This is a genomic window from Alicyclobacillus herbarius DSM 13609 (assembly GCF_000430585.1).
GTDB lineage: Bacteria > Bacillota > Bacilli > Alicyclobacillales > Alicyclobacillaceae > Alicyclobacillus_G > Alicyclobacillus_G herbarius.
This window is the reverse complement of record NZ_AUMH01000013.1, coordinates 94,485-113,464: the sequence shown is the minus strand read 5'-3', so window position 1 is coordinate 113,464 and position 18,980 is coordinate 94,485. Positions and strand designations below refer to the sequence as shown.

The window sequence follows — 18,980 nt, the reverse complement described above, 5'->3', positions numbered from 1 at the left end:
CACCTGTTCCCGCAGTGACCGGGCTATCCGGTCGCAAGCGGCATCGTTCATCGTATCACCCACACGCCATAATTGCAAGCGGTAGATGTTGGATGCCGATGTTTTGCGGTTTTCAGGGCCGCCGGTCGATTGGCGACGCTGACTAATATAGCACGCTGGTTCCCAAAATGCAAGCGAATTATACCTGGAAGTTTTTGTTTCCGCCCTTCCTCCACCACTCATCGTAAATCGTTACAGGCATCTGACGCTTGTGCATGGTTTGCATATAGCGTGCTTCAATCTTTTGGGCAATCTCTTTCGGAATGTCTTTCCCTTCTAGATAATCGTCAATCTCTTGATAAGAGATGCCCAGCTCAGCTTCATCTGCTTGCTGAGGTTTTTCATCGAGCAAATCTGCCGTTGGTGTCTTGTTATAAATCAGTGGATCTGCTCCAAGTGCCTGCAATAGCATCTTGCCTTGGCGTTTATTCAGTCCGCTGATGGGCAAAATATCTGCTCCACCATCGCCGTACTTGGTATAAAACCCAGTTATCGCTTCTGCGGCATGATCCGTTCCGACGACCAGCAGGTTCTGTTGGCCACCGATTGCGTATTGAGCAATCATGCGCATTCTGGCTTTGACATTGCCTTTATGATAATCCGAAAGCGACTCGCCACACGCGACTTGATACTGCAGTGCCGTGACTACCACAGGCGCTTCGATGTTAAAAGTAATGCTCTCATCCGGACTAATAAAGCGAAGTGCACGCTGCGCGTCTTCCTCATCTTTTTGTCTGCCGTAAGGCAGGCGGACCGCCACAAACTTATAGCTCTTGCCAGTTTCACTACGGAGTTCAGAAACCGCCATTTGTGCCAGCTTTCCAGCCAAGCATGAATCCTGACCACCTGAGATGCCGAGCACATAACCCGCAGAACCGGTGAACCTAAGATAATCCTTCAGGAAATTTACCCGCATACGAATTTCCTGCTCTGGATCAATCACCGGCTTGACACCTAGCGCCTTGATAATTTCTTGTTGCAATGGCCTCAATATTTACTCCTCCCTCTTTTTGAAAGAGTATACCCTTCGTACCGGGCGCATCCAATGAATAACGCTCGAAGTGCCACGGGCGCCTTTTCCCAAGGCGCCCGTTCACAGTCTCAAATCATCCGCTTGTCCAACATCGTCAGGTCCGTTGGGACTGCGCCGTGCTCGGATCCTCCGCCGTCGACGGGGTCTCCGCCGCGTTGTCCACCCGCTCGCGCAACAACGGGAACAGCAGCACGTCACGAATCGACGGTTGATTGGTCAGAAGCATCACGAGCCGATCAATTCCGACCCCCAGGCCACCCGTGGGCGGCATTCCGTGCTCCATCGCCAGCAGGAAGTCTTCATCCAGCTCGAGGGCTTCTTCGTTACCCGCCGCCTTTTCCTTCGCTTGTTGCAAGAAACGCTCCCGCTGATCCAGCGGATCGTTCAATTCACTGAAGGCGTTGGCGTGCTCGCGGCCAACAATAAACAGTTCAAAGCGGTCGGTAAACCGTTCATCCTCCGCATTCTTTTTCGCCAGCGGCGAAATTTCCACCGGATGGCCATAGACGAACGTGGGTTGAATCAGCGTGTGTTCAACTTTCTGCTCAAAGAACTCATTGACAATGTGTCCGTACTCCATCGCTGGCTGGATGGCCACCCCATGCTTGTCCGCCAAGGCCCGGGCTTCCTCAACGGTTCGGACAGACCAAAAATCGACCCCGGTTTGTTCGCGAATCAGGTCCACCATGTGCCGGCGCTGCCATGGCCCCGTCAAGTCAATCTCGTGTTCACCGTACGGGATGACCAGCGATTGGTGAACAGCCTGGGCGGCGACCCGCACCATGTTTTCGGTGAGGTCCATCATGTCGTGAAAGTCTGCATACGCCTGGTACAACTCAAGCATCGTAAACTCGGGGTTATGACGGGTCGAGATGCCTTCGTTACGGTACACGCGGCCAATTTCATACACGCGCTCCAGCCCACCGACAATCAGGCGCTTTAAGTGCAGCTCCAAAGCGATCCGCAGGTGCAGCGTCATATCCAACGCGTTGTGGTGGGTGATAAACGGTCGAGCGTGCGCCCCACTCGCAACACTGTGCAGGGTCGGCGTCTCCACCTCAAGAAATCCCTGCCCGTCCAGGTAGTGCCGAATGGCCTGGATGATACGGGTGCGCGCGATGAACGTCTCGCGGGTTTCCGGATTCACCACCAAATCCAGGTAACGCTGCCGATACCGAGCCTCCACGTCCTTCAGTCCGTGCCACTTCTCCGGTAAGGGGCGCAGCGATTTGGCAAGCACCGTCAGGCGTTCTGCCAACACGGTCACCTCGCCCCGATTGGTCCGGAACACCGGGCCTTCCACACCGATGAAGTCCCCGAGATCGAGCAGGCGAAAGACCTCGTAATTCTCCTCGCCCAGGACATCAATCTTGGCGTAAATTTGAATCGTTCCGGTTCTGTCCTGAATCACCGCGAAGGTCGCCTTGCCGTGCCCGCGCCGAACCAGCATGCGGCCCGCAATGGAAACCCGCAGCTTTGTCTCGTCTAGCTCTTCCTTCGACTTATCGCCAGCCCACGCGAGGATATCGGCGGCGTGGTGAGTGACCTCGTAGCGTGTACCAAACGGGTTGATGCCGCGCTTGCGCAGCTCTTCCAGCTTGTTCAGGCGAGTTTGGTACAAATCACGTTCCTCCATGATTCACCTCACGAATACAGGCGAGGTCCAGACTCTCGCCTGGCCTCGCCCCCAGTTGTCCATGCACTGTCCTATTCATTATACATATCCGAGCGGCGTCAAGCGACAGCAGCCCTCGTTCAGACGCCTTTTGCGGCAGTCCGGACACGCCATTCCATCAGTCAGCGTTTAATCTCGAGAATGCGGAATTGAATGGTTCCCGACGGCACGGCCACGTCGACGACCGATCCGACCGCCTTACCGAGCAACGCCTTGCCGACCGGCGACTCGTTGGAAATTTTGTTACGGGCCGGATCGGCCTCGGCGGAACCAACAATCGTGTACTCGACCTCTTCGTCAAACTCCAGGTCTTTCAATTTCACGGTCGATCCGATGCTGACAATGTCCGTATCGACTTCATTGTTCTGAATGACGCGCGCGTTGCGGAGCATTTTCTCCAACGTCAAGATGCGCCCTTCGACAAACGCTTGCTCATTCTTTGCATCCTCATACTCGGAATTTTCACTAATATCTCCGTAACTGATGGCCAACTTGATGCGTTCGGCGACCTCGCGCCGCTTGACCGTCTTCAGGTGCTCCAGTTCTTCCTCCAACTTCTGCAGACCTTCGGGGGTCAACAGGACTTCCTTTTCTGCCATACCTGTCTCTCCTTTAAAAACCGCCATTGTTCAAACCTACGGCTTGATTTGCAATACCCATCTCTATGCCCGTTGGCATCCTCGGTATTCCCCGGCAAGATGGTAGAAAACACTGACGATGCGCGCGCCATGACCGGACCGACACGCATCCGGCCACTTAGGCGCCGCACCGCAGTGTTTCACCGCACTTCCAGATTGCGTCTACGCGCAATTATAGAGAGCCACAGGAGCAAAGTCAACGAACTGCGACAGCGCATTCATGCCCAAATCTGTTATTTGTTTGGACGACAGGACGAATTCGGCCACAGCTCGTGGACATCGACACTCAGGGCACGACAGATGCGCCGGAGGATGTCCGAGGTCGGGGCGCGGGTTCCACGTTCCAATTGGCCGACCACCGTCACGCTGACTCCGGCGCGATGGGCCAACTCGATCTGGGTCAGGCACTTAAGCTTTCGATACGCGCGCAACCGCCTGGAAAAGGTCTCCGACACGCCGGACCCCCCCTTCACCACGCAGCCTCTCTGCCAGACGCGCCATGCTCGCGCCGCCCAACGCCTTTCTCTCCGGCACCAAATCCGCCAATGGCACGACCGCGAACGCTCGCTCCCAGAGCCGGGGATGAGGGACTTGGAGATTTTGAAAACAGACGTATTCGTTCCCGTATAACAGAATATCAAGGTCCAAGGTACGCGGACCAAAACGAATGGTACGCACGCGACCGAAGGCCGCCTCTAACGCCTGCAGGCGCGCGAGTAGAGCCAGCGGCCGCAGCGTAACCGGAATTTCCACGACCATGTTCAGGAAATCAGGCTGTTCCAGGTAGCCCACCGGCTTGGTCTCATACACCGCAGAGAGGCGCATCTGTCCACCACTTGCAAGCCGCCCGAGCTCCTTCACCGCGGCGGTCAAGGTCTCCCCGCGGTTGCCCAAGTTTGCCCCTACGCCGATATACGCCGGTACCGGTTCCATAATCGGGATCACTCCGCGTTGCAGATGGCTTCCAACATACGACACATCTGTACAGTCTCCGCCACGTCGTGGACACGAACCGCCCGAACCCCGGCCATCACGCCCCACGAAACCGTGGCCAGAGAACCAATCAAGCGTTCCTCGACTTCCTTATCCAGCGCACGCCCGATGAACCGCTTCCGGCTTGTCCCAAGCAGCACCGGGTAGCCCAACTGACAGTATTCAGGCAAGCGCCTGAGGACGGTCAGGTTCTGCTCATACGTTTTGCCAAAGCCGACGCCCGGGTCAATCCAGAGGTTCTGCGGGCGAATACCGGCTTCTAGGCAGCGCTCGACCCCGCGTTTTGTCTCCTCCAACAAGACCGCAAACGCGTCCGATTCCGCCGGCTGTTCACGGTTGTGCATCCAGATGTACGTACAGTCGGCGTCGGCTGCCGCACGCAGGATGTCGCTGTCGGCCAGTCCACCCCACACGTCATTGATGATATGTACCCCCAACTCCAACGCGCGCCGCGCTGTGGCCCCTTTATACGTGTCCACCGAAATCACAGCGTCGGTGTGGCGGGTTAATTCTGTCAGGACCGGCTCCAACCGGCGCCATTCCTCATCCGCCGGGACCGGTGTATGGCCTGGACGGGTACTCTCCCCGCCAATATCCAAAATATCCGCCCCCGCCTCCAACAGGCGATAGGCATGCTGAATGGCCGCTTGCGGATGAAAATACTGTCCGCCGTCCGAAAACGAATCTGGCGTCACGTTGACAATCCCCATTACCAGGACCCCATCCGACTGTAACCGCGCCTGGGTGTCCGCTTGCGTCATCGTTGTCATACCGCTCATCCGTCCTCTCTCCCATCATCCAGCACCAGCTTCGAGTCCCCTGGTTTATCCGCCAGTTCCGCAATCATCGCTTCCAGCTCATCCCCAGAAAACCGGTACACCTCAGAGCAGAAGTGGCAGACGACTTCCGCATCCCCTTCCTCCGCAAGCATCGCCTGCAACTCCTCTTTCCCCAACCCGAGCAGAATCCGCCGCAACCGGTCCCGCGAGCAGGTACAGCGGAAGGCCAGCGGACGCTCCTCCAGGATCTCCACATCCGGGAGTACGGTGGCCGCCAGCCCCGTGGCATCCATGCCGCCCCGCAGCAAATCTGTGACGCTGGACAAACCGCGAATCTGCGCCTCCACCCAATCGATGTCCTCGTCGGTGTGGCCAGGCAAGAGTTGCACAATAAACCCGCCAGAGCAGATGACGGTGTTGTCCGTATCGACCAAAACGCCGGCCCCGACCGACGAAGGCGTCTGCTCGGACACAGCAAAATAATACGTGAAATCGTCGCCAATTTCGCCCGTCTGCAGTTCTACCCCGCCCCGGTAGACCTCTCTTAGTCCCATATCGCGGAGCACATACAACATCCCGTGCCCAACCGCGCCACCCACGTCCAGTTTGCCGAGCGCATTGGCTGGCAAGTGAACATGCGGATGCTGAACATAGCCGCGCACGTGCCCGTCGGAGTCCGCGTCAACCAAAATGGCGCCCAACGGACCGTCGCCCTTCACTTGCACCGTCAACCGCTCTTGTCCCTTCAACTGCATCGCCATCATCGCCGCCACAGAGGCGGTTCTCCCCAACGCGGCCGTGGCGACCGGCCAAGTACCGTGCCGGCGCTGCAATTCGTTCACCAAGTGGGTGGTCACGCATGCCAGGAGCCGTACACGTCCGCATCGGGCCAATCCCCGCACGGCCACATCTTTCGTCTGTATCATGTTGTTTGTCGGATTTCCCGCCATGTCTTTCAACCTCCGGGGCTATGTCGCACACTCGACAATGTCGATGGTCGGGTGCTCCATCAAGTCCAGCTGATAAGGTCGCGTGATAGGCTGCCCCCATACGCTGAGAAAAAAGCCCCCGAGTCGGAACCCGAGGGTAGCATCCATTTTCAAATTCCGCATCTTTCGCATCGGGAGCGGACACCCGCATCTCCAACCGATTCCATCCGCGCAGGTTTGACTCCCATCTTACTCCGAGCGGTCTTCCTCATCGCGCTTCTGAGTCGCTTCGCCATCCTGACCTGAATCGGACGATCCGCCGGAACCCCCCTCCATCACATTCCGAATCTCTTCTTCATCCACCGTCTCTTTTTCCAGCAACAGCTGTGCCAGCGCCTCTAAGCGATCGCGCCGCTCGGTGAGAATCTGCCGGGTCCGCTTGTGGCACGCTTCCACAATCGACTTCATCTCTTGGTCGATCTCGTAGGCGACTTGGTCACTGTAGTTTTGTTCGGTCGACAGGTCCTTGCCCAGGAACACCTGACCCTGCCGGCTGCCGTACTGCATCAAGCCCAATCGATCGCTCATGCCGTACTGCGTCACCATCTGCCGGGCAATCTCGGTCACGCGCTCCAGGTCATTGGAAGCGCCGGTGCTGATTTCGCCAAAGATAATTTCCTCCGCGACCCGACCACCCAAGAGTCCACAGATGCGGTCGAGCATCTCCTGCTTCGTCATGAAGTAGCGGTCTTCCTTCGGCAGGGTGACCGTATAGCCTCCGGCCATACCGCGCGGGATGATGGTCACCTTATGCACCGTCTCGGCGTTTTGGACAAAGTAGCCAATCACCGCGTGCCCAGACTCGTGATACGCCACCAGCCGCCGTTCGTGCTCGGTCATCACCCGACTGCGCTTTTCCGGACCAGCCATCACGCGGTCAATCGCTTCGTCGACGTCCGCCTGCGTAATCTGTGATTCCCGCTTACGGGCTGCTAACAGCGCGGCCTCGTTCAAGACGTTTTCCAAGTCAGCACCTGTGAATCCAGGCGTCCGCTTGGCGATGACATCCAATCTAACGTCGGAGGTCAACGGTTTATTGCGGGCGTGGACGCGCAGAATCTCTTCGCGTCCCTTTACGTCCGGCCGGTTGACGATAATCTGCCGGTCAAAGCGACCGGGGCGAAGCAAGGCTGGATCGAGAATATCGGGACGGTTGGTCGCGGCGATGATGATGATGCCTTCATTCGACGAAAAGCCGTCCATTTCCACCAACAGCTGGTTCAACGTCTGTTCCCGTTCATCGTGGCCACCGCCGAGACCGGCACCGCGGTGTCGGCCGACCGCATCAATCTCGTCGATAAAGATGATGCAGGGCGCGTTCTTCTTCGCCTGTTCAAACAAGTCGCGCACGCGCGAGGCGCCGACGCCGACAAACATCTCGACGAAGTCGGAGCCGCTGATACTGAAAAACGGCACCCCAGCCTCGCCTGCCACCGCCCGCGCCAGCAGCGTCTTACCGGTACCGGGAGGTCCGACCAGCAGGACGCCTTTTGGAATCCGAGCCCCTAGCGCGGAGAACCGTTTCGGATCTCGCAGAAACTCGACAATCTCCACCAGTTCCGCCTTTTCCTCGTCGGCGCCGGCCACGTCGCGGAATGTGACCTTGCGCTTTTCTTCCGTATAGAGACGGGCTCGGCTCTTGCCGAAGTTCATCACCCGGCTGCCGCCGCCTTGTGCCTGATTGAACAGGAAGAACATGAGGATGAACAGAAAAATAAACGGTAGAACCGATTCGAGGAATTGCACCCAAATCGAGCCGCGCGGCTGCGGAGCCACCGTCACATTTACCTTATTGTCCTCAAGAAACTGCGTCACGTCGTGGTTGAGGAGGACTCGCGTAGAAAACTTTTTGCCATCCGTCAGTTCGCCGTCTATCGTCGCCGTCAGGCCTTCCGGCGTGATGAGGACACCCGGGTCCTTCTTTACATCACCCTGCTTGACCTCGGTGACGAACTGACTGTAGGACAGATCCGAAGGGCTACGGGTCTGGCCCGTCAGGTAGTTGACGACCGCCACGACGAGCAGCAGGATTAATACGTAAAAGACAATATTTCGGTAAAACCTGTTCATGCCTTGCCTCCTCCCGGTCTGGCGGAACTATTGTATCATACGCGAAATCTCTGGAACAGCGTCCGCCCAGGCATCAACCAGGCATACAATGAAAGGAATGTGACAGACTGCCCCGGATGTGGGGTACTTGGCTTCACATCCGCTTGCACCCGGCTATTTTTGGTATACCTCAGGCTTCAGGACACCCACATAAGGCAGGTTGCGGTAGCGCTCCGCATAGTCCAGGCCATAGCCGACGATAAACTGATTCGGGACGGTAAATCCGGAGTAATCCGGCGTAATCTCCACCGCCCGGCCCTCCGGCTTGTCGAACAGCGCCACCACCTTAACCGACGCCGCCCGGCGGTGCAGAAGGTGCTCACGCAAGTACTTCAAGGTTAAGCCCGTGTCGACGATGTCCTCGACAATCACTACATGGCGGTCCTCTATCGGGCGTTCGAGGTCCTTTAAAATGCGCACAATCCCGGACGACTTGGAGGAAGCCCCATAGCTAGAGATGGCCATAAAGTCCATTTCCAGCGGAATCTCTACGCGCTTGACCAGGTCCGCCATGAACAAGACGGCCCCTTTGAGAACACAAATCATCAAGGGGTTCTTATCCTTATAGTCCTCGCTCAGCTGTCGGCCGAGTTCAGCCACCTTATCAAGAATCTGCTGCTCGCTAAATAACACAGTTTCCAAATCTGGATGCATAATGTCCTCCCCGATGCGATTGGGTTTCATGCTTTCAGTGTGTATCCGGAAAGCCAGAATCCACCGTATGTAAAGTGACCGGATGAGAAGGGGTGCAGGTGATGACCCAGCCACGTTGGCTTTCCGTCTCCAGCAGGTACGTGCCTGCTCGTCTCAGTCCCGGCACCCAGACAATCTCCTCACCCACGCATACCACCGGCCAAGTTTCCCGCATCCTGCGCGGGACCTTGGCATCGACAAAAACGTCCTGCAGCTTGCGCCGGCCAGACAATCCAAACAGGCGCACCCGGTCTCCCGGACGCGGCCGGCGCATCGTGACCGAGGGCAACCACGGCAGGTACAGTGTCCAAGCGTCTGGCGTGATCCGCCCCATTTCCGGTGTCCAAGTTCGGCAGGTAAACCGCCAGCGACTCGGCCCATCCGCCCAGGTCAGGCAAGTCCCCTCCGCCAGCGGCCAAATCTGCGGCTCGGGCGCCTCCCCCGCGACCTGTGCACTGCCCTCACGCAAGGACGCACTGCCCTCGCGCAAGAATGCGCTGCCCTCACGCGAGGTCCCAGCCGCACGGGGCCCGATGTACAGTCGCTCGTATTCACGCCATGCCGCAAATCCCCCCGCCAGCGTGACGCGTGCCGACGGGCTCTGCGCCCGCGCCAGCTGCAGCACTGCGTCAATATGGGTCAGCGACCAGTCGTTCGGCGCCAAACAATACAATAGTATTTTAACGATCCGGCGCTGTAAAGGACGAGCCAGCGACAAGAACGCGGGCACGTCCAGCGTGGCGACGCCGTCCTTCTCCCACGCGCACTGGGCGAGCGCCCTCTGCGCCTCTGCCTCGAGCCAGGCGTCCTCCTCCTGGACCACTTCGGCAAAGCGAGCGGCCATCCGCGCCGCCTGCGGCTCGAGCTGCCGCAGCCTGGGTAGAATCTCCTGGCGCAGATAGTTGCGGGTATATTCGGTCGAACGGTTGGACTCGTCCTCGCGGAAAGGCACCTGTTCGCGCTCGGCATAGGCGTAAAGGCAGGTCTTCTCGAGTTGTAGGAAAGGCCGCAGCCACTCCATCCCCTCGCGCACGCGGCGCGGCCGCATGCCGCCAATGCCGGTGAGCGATGTCCCGCGCAGCAAGCGCCAAAGGATGGTTTCCAACTGGTCGTCGGCGTGGTGGGCCAAAAACACCTGCTGCGCCCCGACCTGCTGCGCCGCTTCCGTTAGCGCCTGGTAGCGCAAGCGGCGGGCGTCGGCTTCGACTCCACGCCGAAGCGGCTTCGGCATGGCTTTCAGGTCGACGCGCCGGACTACGCAGGGCACCCCCCAATCCTTGCAGGTGGCTTCGACCAGCTGTTGATCCAGGTCGGCCGCAGCACGCAGCCCGTGGTGAACATGAACCGCCACGACGCGCCGGCCGTACCGCTCTGCCACGGAATGCAAAGCGTGCAACAGCACCATCGAATCGACGCCGCCGGATACGGCCGCCACCAAGGGACCTTGCCCGTTCTCCAGCCATCCACACAAGTGTTGTCGGATGTGCTCTGGGTCTACTTTGGCCATTTCGGAACGTACGCCTCGCCTTTCCCCCGCGCATTTCGTCGTGTCGCAGTTCACTGTATCCGCCACGCGACAGTGCACGCGGCCGTTGCAAACGTGGGTTGCTTCCATCATAACAGAGCCGGGACAGGACACCAAAGGGGCCTGGTCCACCCGTCGGTATGCGTGGCCGGTCGGACGAAACCTACGGCGCCTGACACCGGCAGCCTGGCTCTGCCGTGCTGCCAGAGTCAAACCCTTCTCGATGCCCACGGCGCTGTATCTACAACCCTACGCTCATGGAACTACGCCCAAGCATGGAACTACGCCCAGGGTCGATACGCGACCCAAGCTGCCGCCGTAACCACGATAGCCAGACCGATGCAGCCCCACATCACCCGCTCACTCCAATCGACGGCACGCGCCCTGGCTTGCCCTCGCGCGGAGCTTCCTGCGTGTAGCTGGCGGGTTCCTGCGCGTGCCTGGCGGATCCCTGCGCGTCCCCGGGTGACGCGTCCTCCCTTGTATACCTGGCTCGGTAATGTGGTGGCGGCCGCTGCTTGCCGGTGTGGTGTCGCGTGCTGCGCCCCTTGCCAGGCGGACCACATGTCCCGCGCACTCTGGTACCCGCCACAGACCGCTTGCGCCAATACCTGCCCGCGCGGGGTGCGGCGCATGCGGGTCAACTCCTTCTCCAGGAAACGGTGTCGCTCCTCGGCCGATGCCGTCTGGATTTTTTCCGAGGGCAGGCTCGTCCAGCTGAACCACAGCATGAGCGCCAGCGCGCACAGGTCATACGCGGCGTCAGCCCGCCGCGGGCCCATCCCCCAAAAGGCCCGGTCATAGATGGGGGTAAATTGACGGACGGATCGGCCAAAGGGGGTAACCCCGCCCACGTCGACAAAGCGAGCGGCCGGCGTCGGTGCCCCGTGCAAGAGGATGTTTTGCGGCTTTATGTCGCAAAACGCTTGTCCGCGTTGGTGCAGCGTGGCCAGTCCCTGCAGCAACTGGAGCAGGATTTTGTCCCAATCCTGCTGCGCCAGGCGACCAGTCCAGTCGCTTAAGGGCTGACCTGGTACCCACTCCATGACATAAAAGAAGCATGCAGGCACCTCCACAGCGTCGTCGACGAAATACGGACGCGGGAAGGCGCCTCCATGCATCGGTTCCAGAATGGCCCACTCCAAGGCCACGTCCTGGGAGGACGCACATACCTTCATTGCGGCCTGCTGACCACGGGCACGGACCAGGTAGACGGCCCCATTGGCGCCCTCCCCGAGCGGCCGTTCAATCGTAATCCGTTCTTGCGTCCACTTGCCACGAATGGCGGTGCCCGGGTGAAGCTTCAAGCCCCGTCACGCTCCAGAGGCGGGTTCGTCCGGCCAGGCATCGATCCGCTCGGACTGTGGGGTATCCGGACGACTCCGAATCAGGTCTGCCGCGTAGTCGATGGCCGGGCCCGTGGGGGTGCCGCCGCGGGCCACGAGCATCGACTCCAGGGCCGCGGTATCGACAGAGTCCTGAAAGGGCTGCACCGTACGGACCATTTCAGTGGCGGATCCAGGGAAAACCACGACCGCCACCTGGGAGGGGCCTTTGCGCGCCTGCAGGGAAAGCGAGAGGTCGAGGATGGCCTCTTTCACCGTCGGCATCTTTTCCCGCATGCTGGCGCTGGTATCTACCGCCACCACCAGCACCAGGCACGCCTCTTCTTCCATCGTCTCCATCACGCGGGCCACCTTCACCCGCTCCGCCGGAGACAAATCGTCCACCGTTTTACCCAGGGCTTGCATCAGCTCCTGATTGACCACTTGTTGAAGGGTCATCTGCACCGTCTGGTGCGTCAACATCTGCGCGGTTTTGGACAACTCCCGCGGTTCCACGATGCGGCAAAGACCGCCGCCGGCGTCCGCGATGGACATCGCCTCCTCCCGTCCTTGTTGACCCATGTCTCCCTTGTCTACGACCCCAATCACGTTGATGGCGATTCCTTGCCGACGGGCCCGCTCTGCCGCCTGCACCGGGTCCTCACCGACGTTGGAACAACCATCAGTGATGACGAGGATTTGCCGCAGCGTCGCTTGCGATTCTGCCAACTCTCGCACCTCCATACTTTTTCGTTCTTACAGATCTTTAGCAGTATGGACGAACTCGGCGAGAGTCATTCAGCGGTGGAGCGTCAGGCCCCGCGCCGCCGCAGCTGGCGCAACCCGACCACCCCCTCGGCCTGGATGGTTGCCCATTCCGGTTGATGTGGCTCAATCATCGCCACCAAGACCGTCATGTCATCGAGAATCTGGCCATGGTTAATCCGGACCGCCGCCTCCAGGAGCGTGTCCGCGATGGCCTGCGGATCGTCCGTCTGCAGGTGCTCAATCTGTCGTTTCAGCCAGTCCTCCTTGTCGTACAGGCTTTGCGCGGCGTCGTAGACCCCGTCGGAAACGAGGATGAGAATGTCGCCTGGAGCCAACTGTTCATCCACGGTCTGCACGTCGATGTCCTGCAGGATGCCGATGGGCACGTTGGCCGCCGTAATGGTCCGCACCTTGCCGTCCCGGCGCAGGAAGCTAGGGGCGGAACCAATCTTCAAGAATTCGGCGCGGGCTGAGTAGAGGTCGATGAGCGCCATGTCGAGGGTGGTGAACATCTCCTCGCGCGAGCGCAACATCAAGGTCGAATTGACCGTCTTAATGGCCATCTGTTCATCAAACCCGGCCTTGAGGAGCTTTTTCAACAGCTCTGTGGCGTCCCGCGACTCGCGCCGTGCCCGTTCGCCGTTGCCCATTCCGTCGCTGACGACGATGGCGAAGCGGCCGTTTCCAAGGTCAAGCGTGCTGTAGGTGTCGCCAGAGACCAATCGCCCGTCGCGGGCGGCGCTGGCCACGGCGGTCTTGACGTTGTACATGCGGGCCGACGTAAAGACCGCCGTGCAGGGCCCGGATGTGTCCGATCTCACCTCACTCACAGAGATGTGTTCGCCGAGGATGCCGGATAACAGTGGGGCAATCATGCGCACCGAGTTTTCGTACGCCCCCTGCGAAGGCTGCGTCACCTCGATTTCCACCTTGCCCGGTTCCAGGCTGACGATGTGGACGTGATGCACGTACAGGCCAAGCTGCTCCAGTGCCGCCAGGATGCGTTCCTCCCCGCCCAACGAGGCTTCGTTTTCCTTGTCCATCCGCTCGGCCACCTGGCGGACCACGGCTGCAACGCCCGCCATCTGCGCGGACACCAGACGCGACTGCTCGCGCAGCTTGGCCAGCCACTTGGCGTCCCGGTCGGTCAACTCGACGTTGTAGCGGAGCACGCCCATCATCGGATCGATCCGGATGCACCGCTCGCGTAGTTCCTCCGGCGGCAGGGTACCCGGACCGCGTGACGTCTCGATTTTGGCGACCGCCTTGACAATCGCCTGGTAGGTCTGATATCCCTCCTGTTCCCAGCACTTTTTTCGCCGTGGGCAACCGCTGCAGACCGATTTGGCGGCTTGGCCGACGGCCTCCTCGAGCAGCTGACGGGCCGACAGGTATTCGTTGGCGGCCGGATCGGCAAAGGTGACGGAGAGTTCGTCGAACACCTGCCCCACGGTGTTCATCTTCTCGGATAAGAGGGCGCGCACGCGGCGCACGTGCTCCTGCTCCGATTTCTGGTGTTCGGCCGTACCGGGCACGTAGCTGGCGATGTGCCGACGCAGCGCGGCCGGGGCCAAGAGGTGGAGGATGGAAGCCACTCCGGCGGCAGTGATGCTGGCCAGGAGGGCGGAGAGTTGGTTCTCGAAGGTAAGGGTAAGGAGGCTGAGACTTCCGACAAAGGCAATCGCGCCCCAAATGCGACCGGCCTCCTTTAGGGTCCCGGCGAGCAGGCCGGCAAACGCGAGCACCGCCACCTGGGCCAAGGTCTGAGCGTGATCGAGCATAGCCAAGACGCCCACGACAATTGCGGAGGCGGTGCCCAGGCCGATGCCGCCTGCCGCCGCCAGGGTCAGCACCACCCAGTCGATGGCCACCCCGACCAGGCCAACACCCGCCAGACTGACCCCCGTCATGCCGGTGATGACGGAGCCGACGAGAATCGCCAGGCTGACGACCTGGTCCTGGCGAAGTTTATGGCTGCCGGAACTGCCGTGCGCCAACAGCACAGGCAGCGACTGCAAGAAAATGAGGGACAGGATGACGACCAATGCCCCCTCGGCGAGCGCCAGAAACACGTCGTAGCGGGTCCATATCCCGCCGGTGGCCGCCAAGCGGACGGCGGTGTCGACAAACCCGGCGATAAACGGCAGCCAGTGCAAATCGGGCTGGCGGCGGACAAACAGGGCTTTGCGCAGCAGGCGGTAAACCATAAACGAAACGAATAAGAGCAGCGCGTTGTTCACCCCTGCCCCGAGATAGGCGCCTGCGATGGCCGCATAGGCGGGCAGGCTGCGCCGATTTCCCGCCACTTCGCTGACTACGACGTAAAACGCCAACCCGAACGGATACACGACATGGCCGATGGACGCCCGCCCGAGCAATAGTGCGAGACCGGTGAGAAGGACGGCTTGGGCCAGCCGCAGGACCAGGCGCCGCCATCCCTCCTTGACGGCTCTGGGCTTGGACGTACCCATGGCTGGGACAAACTGCTGCGACATTCCGTACTCCCCCTTAACTGAATCCGAAGCACCGGGGCGGGCGGCAGGCAGACGCACCCCGTGCGCCTCGTATCGTTGGTAGGGTCATTATAAGAAGCGGCGGACGAGCATTTTGTCAAAGCAAGGGGGCAAGTCCATAAAAAATTGCGACATCGTTTTCCTTTTCGACACGCAGTGCCGCGCCGGACGACCCCCTCCGTCAGACACCGAACCGTTCTCCGATCCGCCCGCCGACGCGACCCGAGGGTGCCTCGCGGGCGTGGTCGGATGCGCTTCGCCGCGGTGTGCCAGCGGATGGCGGTGAATTTCCGGTACAATGAGGACAGCCGTGAGGATGCGCGCCTAGATGCGCCTCGGTATGCCTAACTTGTACGATTGGAATCGAAGTGAGGGGGAATTTTGATGAGCACGTCGACGGAGCCATCGACACGTTTGTCTTGGGATGAGTTTTTTATCTCGCAAAGCCGGGTCATGGCGATGCGTTCTACCTGCCCGCGGCTGGCTGTCGGGTGTGTGATTGTCCGCGATAAACGCATCATCGCCAGCGGGTACAATGGATCGATCAGCGGGGATGTCCACTGCACGGACGTGGGCTGCAAGATGGTGGATGGGCACTGCGTGCGCGCCATCCACGCGGAGCAAAACGCGCTGTTGCAGTGCGCGCGATTTGGCATCGAATGCGCTGGAGCCGACCTGTACGTGACACATCGGCCCTGCCTGGCCTGCACCAAAAGCATCATCCAAGCCGGCATCGCGCGCGTCTTTTTTGAGACCGAATACCGCCCGGACGAGTACGCCGCGCAACTGTTGGCATACGCAAACATTCCGGTGCGGCAGATTACCAGTCGAATGGAACAGCTCATCAGTCACCGCCCAGGGCCGGTGCCGCATAGGATAGAGTAAAGGATTTCGCGGCGCGCCCGTCCGGGGAGGTGAAAGCCGTGCCCGAGTGGCTGTGCAGCCAACTACGCAGGGCATTCAAAAACCGGGATGCCAAGGCGGTGCGGATGCTCAACCAGGCGTTTTTTCGCTATCGGACGATAAAACCATGAGAAGGGGCCCAACCGGGCTCCTTCTTGCTAGCGTGTGTGTCCGAAGAAAGGGGTCAAGGGAGGATAACCTGACAACCTTACACTTTTAACGTGGCCGCAATCCAGGTACTATAGCCGAAAATGACAGTCGACAGCAACAAGAGAAAGGTTCCAAAGTAGCGGCGTTCCCGCAGCAGGCGGATCATCCCGATGAGTGACAGTAAAGCGAACAGGCACAAGAAGATGGCGATGAGCCACGGATGCAAATACGTTCCGTTATCCACGCACGCTATCCCTCCTGTCGCACGGTTCGGTCGTGACCAAGCTGGTTCTCGTTCGTCATGCCTCTCGTTCAAAGTAGCACAAGTCTGTCATTTCGGTCAAAGGGGTGGCGATAGCCCGAGGGCCTGGTCGCCAGTGCGGCCTGATCCCCTGTGGGGACCGTTCAGACGGGCAGAGCCTCGGAGACCGTCTAGGCCGGCGATAGCCCGGCGACCCCTTTCCGGACAACCTTATGCGCCGAGCACCCATCCATGGAACTTGCCGAGGATACGATGCAAAACCTCATCATCAATCGGGCCGAGCTGAACCTTGTACATATCCAGTGAAATATGACAACCGTCGCGGTCATTGATGTTGGCAAACGCCAGCATCACGCGCCGCCCGTCCGACAGCTCGTACTCTAGGTACGCCGTTTCATCATCGCGCGGGCGCGCGTTTACACGATCGCGCGAACGCGCGTTTACACGATCGCGCCAGCGCGCGTTTATACGGTCTTCTGACACAAAACCCATCCTTTCCGAGAGGATGTTCTTGAGGATGTTCTTGCGGGCTCGCTGGTATCATACCATATCGATTTAGAGGTTGCCCGGCAAAGGCGCCGGGGCCCCACTCGCGACCAGGCTCCACCGGCGCATCGGATTATCAGCGTCCAACAGAAAAGGCCGGCGGCAATCTGCCGGCTCGGCCTCCGCAAAGATGGAGAACATACTGCGAATGCGATGCCGCAAGACGGTGCTTCTCCCAAAATCAGAGCCTCTGCGTCCGCAGCTAAACTTTTCTTATCAACCCTTCTGATGGCTCTTGTCAATCCAGATGAGAGCCAACGGGTCGGTTCCCGCTTTCGGGAGATAGAACCCATGCACCCAAGGCTGCACAGCCGCCGTGAACACGTCGTAGTAGATGGGCACCCAAGCGGCATCTTCCATCACTTTATCGGTGATCTTGGCGTACAGCTGGTTGCGCTCGTTCTGGTCGTTCGAGTACTGCGCCTGTTCCAGCCACTTGTCCACCTGTGGGTTGCTGTAGTTCGTATTGTTGTTGGTCGGCGCTTGATTCGAGTTGAACAAGGTGTTCAGGAAGTCCGAGGCATCGGGAAAGTCCTGAATCCATGCCAGCCAGAACATCGGCGCCTTGCCCGCTTCGGCCACGTTCAGGAAGCTGGCCCAGCTGCTCGTATGCAGTTTAACCTTGATGCCCACCTTGGACAGCTGGCCCTGAATGGCCTGGTCAAACTTCAACTGGTCCGGTGAGTTCTCCGAGTACATGTCGATGGTCAAGCCGTTTGGATAGCCGGCCTGCTTCAACAGCTGCTTCGCCTTGTTCGGGTTATAGGTGTACTGCGCCTGGGGTGAAAGGTTGCTGTCATAGCCCACGACGCCTGGCGGCAGCGGCTGGTTGGCCACCTTGCCACGGCCGTTGTTCAATTTGATAATGGCCTGCTTGTCGATAGCGTACTCAATCGCCTGGCGAACCAGTTTGTTCTTCGTCGGACCGAGCTTAGTGTTCAGGCCCACATACTGAATCGAGTTTTGGACGGCACTGACGGTCAATTTCTTCAGGTTCGGGTTGCTCATGAACTGGGGATACGACGAGGTGGGGATGCCGTCCCCGCCGAAGTTCCAGCCAATCCAGGCCGTCTGTCCCTGTTCAAAGTGCAGCGAGTCCACCTGGTCGTTGTTGTTGATGTTGAACGTGATCTTATCCAGATACGGCAGTTTCTGCCCGTAGCTGTCGGTTCGCCAGTAATCCGGGTTCTTCTTCAGGACGATTTGGTTGGAATTGATGGTCTGCAGCTCAAACGGACCGCTGCCCATCGCCTGTGTCGAATCGAAAGTCGGGTTTTTCGTATAGACCTGGTGGTTGCCCACGCTTTCGATGAACTTTTTATCCACCGCAGAGGCAAATGGCATCGTCAACGTCTGCAGGAAGAACGCTTCCGGCTTCGACAGCTTGATGACCAACGTATACGGGTCGGGTGCAGAGAGGCCAGAAATGGTCTTGCTCTTGCCGGCAGCGTACTTATCCGCCCCCTGAATAATTTCGTAGAAGCCCTGGCCGCCCGAGCCCAGCTTTGGCGCCAAGACGCGATAGAACTCATCGATGAACGACTGGGCCGTAACCGGGTCGCCATTCCAGAACTTCATGCCCTTGCGCAGATGGAACGTATAGGTCAGGCCATCCTTAGAAACGTCATAGGACTTGGCCGCCATCGGGATGATCTGGGTTGTGTCGCCCTTCCACGTGACCAGCTGATCATATAATTGCGTAACCACTTCCCACGACTGACTGTCGTAGGCGAACGCGGGGTCGAGGTCGCGGATGTTTTGAATCATGTCGAGTGTCACAGAACCGCCCTCGACCGGCTTTTGCCCCGTTGTTTGGTTCTGTCCGTTGGCACTGTTGGAGCTCTGATTGCCACTACCGCTGGTGCTCGCGCCGCAGCCCGCGAGCACCAGCGCCAGGGTACCTACGGACGCCGCCAGGGCCGCCCCTTTCTTCCCCAGTATGCTCACATTTCTTCCCCCTCACAGAAGACTCAAATGTTATTAGTCGATCAACATTATATCGCCTAGTAAATATGTTCAGCAAATGGTTTTTTTATCATG

The 18,980-nt window shown here is 59.4% G+C and carries 20 protein-coding genes; 2 read left to right on the top strand and 18 right to left on the bottom strand.

Features of this window, described 5'->3' with window-relative positions:
* Positions 1–178 precede the first annotated feature (178 nt).
* The 14 genes from nadE to spoIIE all read right to left on the bottom strand — a co-directional run bounded on the left by nadE (position 179) and on the right by spoIIE (position 15,061).
* Complete coding sequence (gene nadE / locus H522_RS0110585) at positions 179–1,030, bottom strand: ammonia-dependent NAD(+) synthetase (RefSeq protein ID WP_081412057.1); 852 nt, start codon at positions 1,028–1,030, stop codon at positions 179–181.
* Positions 1,031–1,166: 136 nt separating this feature from the next.
* Positions 1,167–2,708 (bottom strand): lysine--tRNA ligase, encoded by a 1,542-nt coding sequence (lysS, locus tag H522_RS18905; RefSeq protein WP_051344166.1) that lies wholly within the window; start codon positions 2,706–2,708, stop codon positions 1,167–1,169.
* 161 nt (positions 2,709–2,869) lie between these two features.
* Complete coding sequence (gene greA, locus H522_RS0110575; RefSeq protein ID WP_026962288.1) at positions 2,870–3,346, bottom strand: transcription elongation factor GreA; 477 nt, start codon at positions 3,344–3,346, stop codon at positions 2,870–2,872.
* Positions 3,347–3,618: 272 nt separating this feature from the next.
* Complete coding sequence (locus H522_RS0110570) at positions 3,619–3,840, bottom strand: helix-turn-helix domain-containing protein (RefSeq protein ID WP_035453479.1); 222 nt, start codon at positions 3,838–3,840, stop codon at positions 3,619–3,621.
* On the bottom strand, positions 3,794–4,318 hold the full coding sequence (gene folK / locus H522_RS18900; protein ID WP_035453477.1) for a 2-amino-4-hydroxy-6-hydroxymethyldihydropteridine diphosphokinase: 525 nt from the start codon (positions 4,316–4,318) through the stop codon (positions 3,794–3,796). The genes H522_RS0110570 and folK overlap by 47 nt, the downstream gene beginning before the upstream one ends.
* An 8-nt stretch (positions 4,319–4,326) precedes the next feature.
* Positions 4,327–5,157, bottom strand: a complete 831-nt coding sequence (gene folP / locus H522_RS18895) for a dihydropteroate synthase (protein WP_245578083.1) — start codon at positions 5,155–5,157, stop codon at positions 4,327–4,329.
* A complete protein-coding gene (gene hslO / locus H522_RS18890) occupies positions 5,154–6,107 on the bottom strand; it encodes an Hsp33 family molecular chaperone HslO (protein WP_281173096.1) in 954 nt (317 codons plus the stop codon). Before hslO ends, folP begins: the two co-directional genes overlap by 4 nt.
* Before the next feature lie 18 nt (positions 6,108–6,125).
* On the bottom strand, positions 6,126–6,278 hold the full coding sequence (locus H522_RS21525; RefSeq protein ID WP_155836347.1) for a hypothetical protein: 153 nt from the start codon (positions 6,276–6,278) through the stop codon (positions 6,126–6,128).
* A 57-nt stretch (positions 6,279–6,335) separates the two neighbouring features.
* Positions 6,336–8,216, bottom strand: coding sequence for an ATP-dependent zinc metalloprotease FtsH (gene ftsH / locus H522_RS0110545; protein ID WP_026962286.1), 1,881 nt, complete (start codon positions 8,214–8,216; stop codon positions 6,336–6,338).
* Positions 8,217–8,369: 153 nt separating this feature from the next.
* Positions 8,370–8,909, bottom strand: coding sequence for a hypoxanthine phosphoribosyltransferase (gene hpt, locus H522_RS0110540; protein ID WP_026962285.1), 540 nt, complete (start codon positions 8,907–8,909; stop codon positions 8,370–8,372).
* Between the two features lie 34 nt (positions 8,910–8,943).
* Positions 8,944–10,455: a tRNA lysidine(34) synthetase TilS gene (gene tilS, locus H522_RS0110535; RefSeq protein WP_026962284.1), complete on the bottom strand. Its 1,512-nt coding sequence runs from the start codon at positions 10,453–10,455 to the stop codon at positions 8,944–8,946.
* 299 nt (positions 10,456–10,754) lie between these two features.
* Complete coding sequence (locus H522_RS20560; protein ID WP_051344165.1) at positions 10,755–11,780, bottom strand: protein kinase domain-containing protein; 1,026 nt, start codon at positions 11,778–11,780, stop codon at positions 10,755–10,757.
* Positions 11,781–11,786: 6 nt separating this feature from the next.
* On the bottom strand, positions 11,787–12,527 hold the full coding sequence (locus H522_RS18880) for a vWA domain-containing protein (RefSeq protein ID WP_245578082.1): 741 nt from the start codon (positions 12,525–12,527) through the stop codon (positions 11,787–11,789).
* An 83-nt stretch (positions 12,528–12,610) separates the two neighbouring features.
* The gene (gene spoIIE, locus H522_RS0110515) at positions 12,611–15,061 is read right to left on the bottom strand and encodes a stage II sporulation protein E (protein ID WP_026962282.1); all 2,451 of its coding nucleotides are present in this window, start codon (positions 15,059–15,061) and stop codon (positions 12,611–12,613) included.
* 402 nt (positions 15,062–15,463) lie between these two features.
* Here spoIIE and H522_RS0110510 point away from each other — a divergent pair, with 402 nt between their 5' ends.
* Both H522_RS0110510 and cmpA read left to right on the top strand, forming a co-directional pair.
* The gene (locus H522_RS0110510) at positions 15,464–15,964 is read left to right on the top strand and encodes a deoxycytidylate deaminase (RefSeq protein WP_026962281.1); all 501 of its coding nucleotides are present in this window, start codon (positions 15,464–15,466) and stop codon (positions 15,962–15,964) included.
* Between the two features lie 38 nt (positions 15,965–16,002).
* A complete protein-coding gene (gene cmpA, locus H522_RS21520; protein ID WP_155836343.1) occupies positions 16,003–16,113 on the top strand; it encodes a cortex morphogenetic protein CmpA in 111 nt (36 codons plus the stop codon).
* A 77-nt stretch (positions 16,114–16,190) separates the two neighbouring features.
* On the opposite strand, the gene H522_RS0110500 is transcribed toward cmpA, so the two are convergent.
* The 4 genes from H522_RS0110500 to H522_RS20555 all read right to left on the bottom strand — a co-directional run bounded on the left by H522_RS0110500 (position 16,191) and on the right by H522_RS20555 (position 18,887).
* Positions 16,191–16,376 carry a DUF2759 family protein gene (locus H522_RS0110500; RefSeq protein WP_026962280.1) on the bottom strand — a complete coding sequence of 62 codons (186 nt, stop codon included), beginning with the start codon at positions 16,374–16,376 and terminating at the stop codon, positions 16,191–16,193.
* Positions 16,377–16,604: 228 nt separating this feature from the next.
* Positions 16,605–16,877 carry a hypothetical protein gene (locus H522_RS18875; RefSeq protein ID WP_035453471.1) on the bottom strand — a complete coding sequence of 91 codons (273 nt, stop codon included), beginning with the start codon at positions 16,875–16,877 and terminating at the stop codon, positions 16,605–16,607.
* 72 nt (positions 16,878–16,949) lie between these two features.
* A complete protein-coding gene (locus H522_RS21515) occupies positions 16,950–17,102 on the bottom strand; it encodes a hypothetical protein (RefSeq protein WP_155836342.1) in 153 nt (50 codons plus the stop codon).
* A 54-nt stretch (positions 17,103–17,156) separates the two neighbouring features.
* Positions 17,157–18,887 carry an ABC transporter substrate-binding protein gene (locus H522_RS20555; protein ID WP_026962279.1) on the bottom strand — a complete coding sequence of 577 codons (1,731 nt, stop codon included), beginning with the start codon at positions 18,885–18,887 and terminating at the stop codon, positions 17,157–17,159.
* Positions 18,888–18,980: the final 93 nt, after the last annotated feature.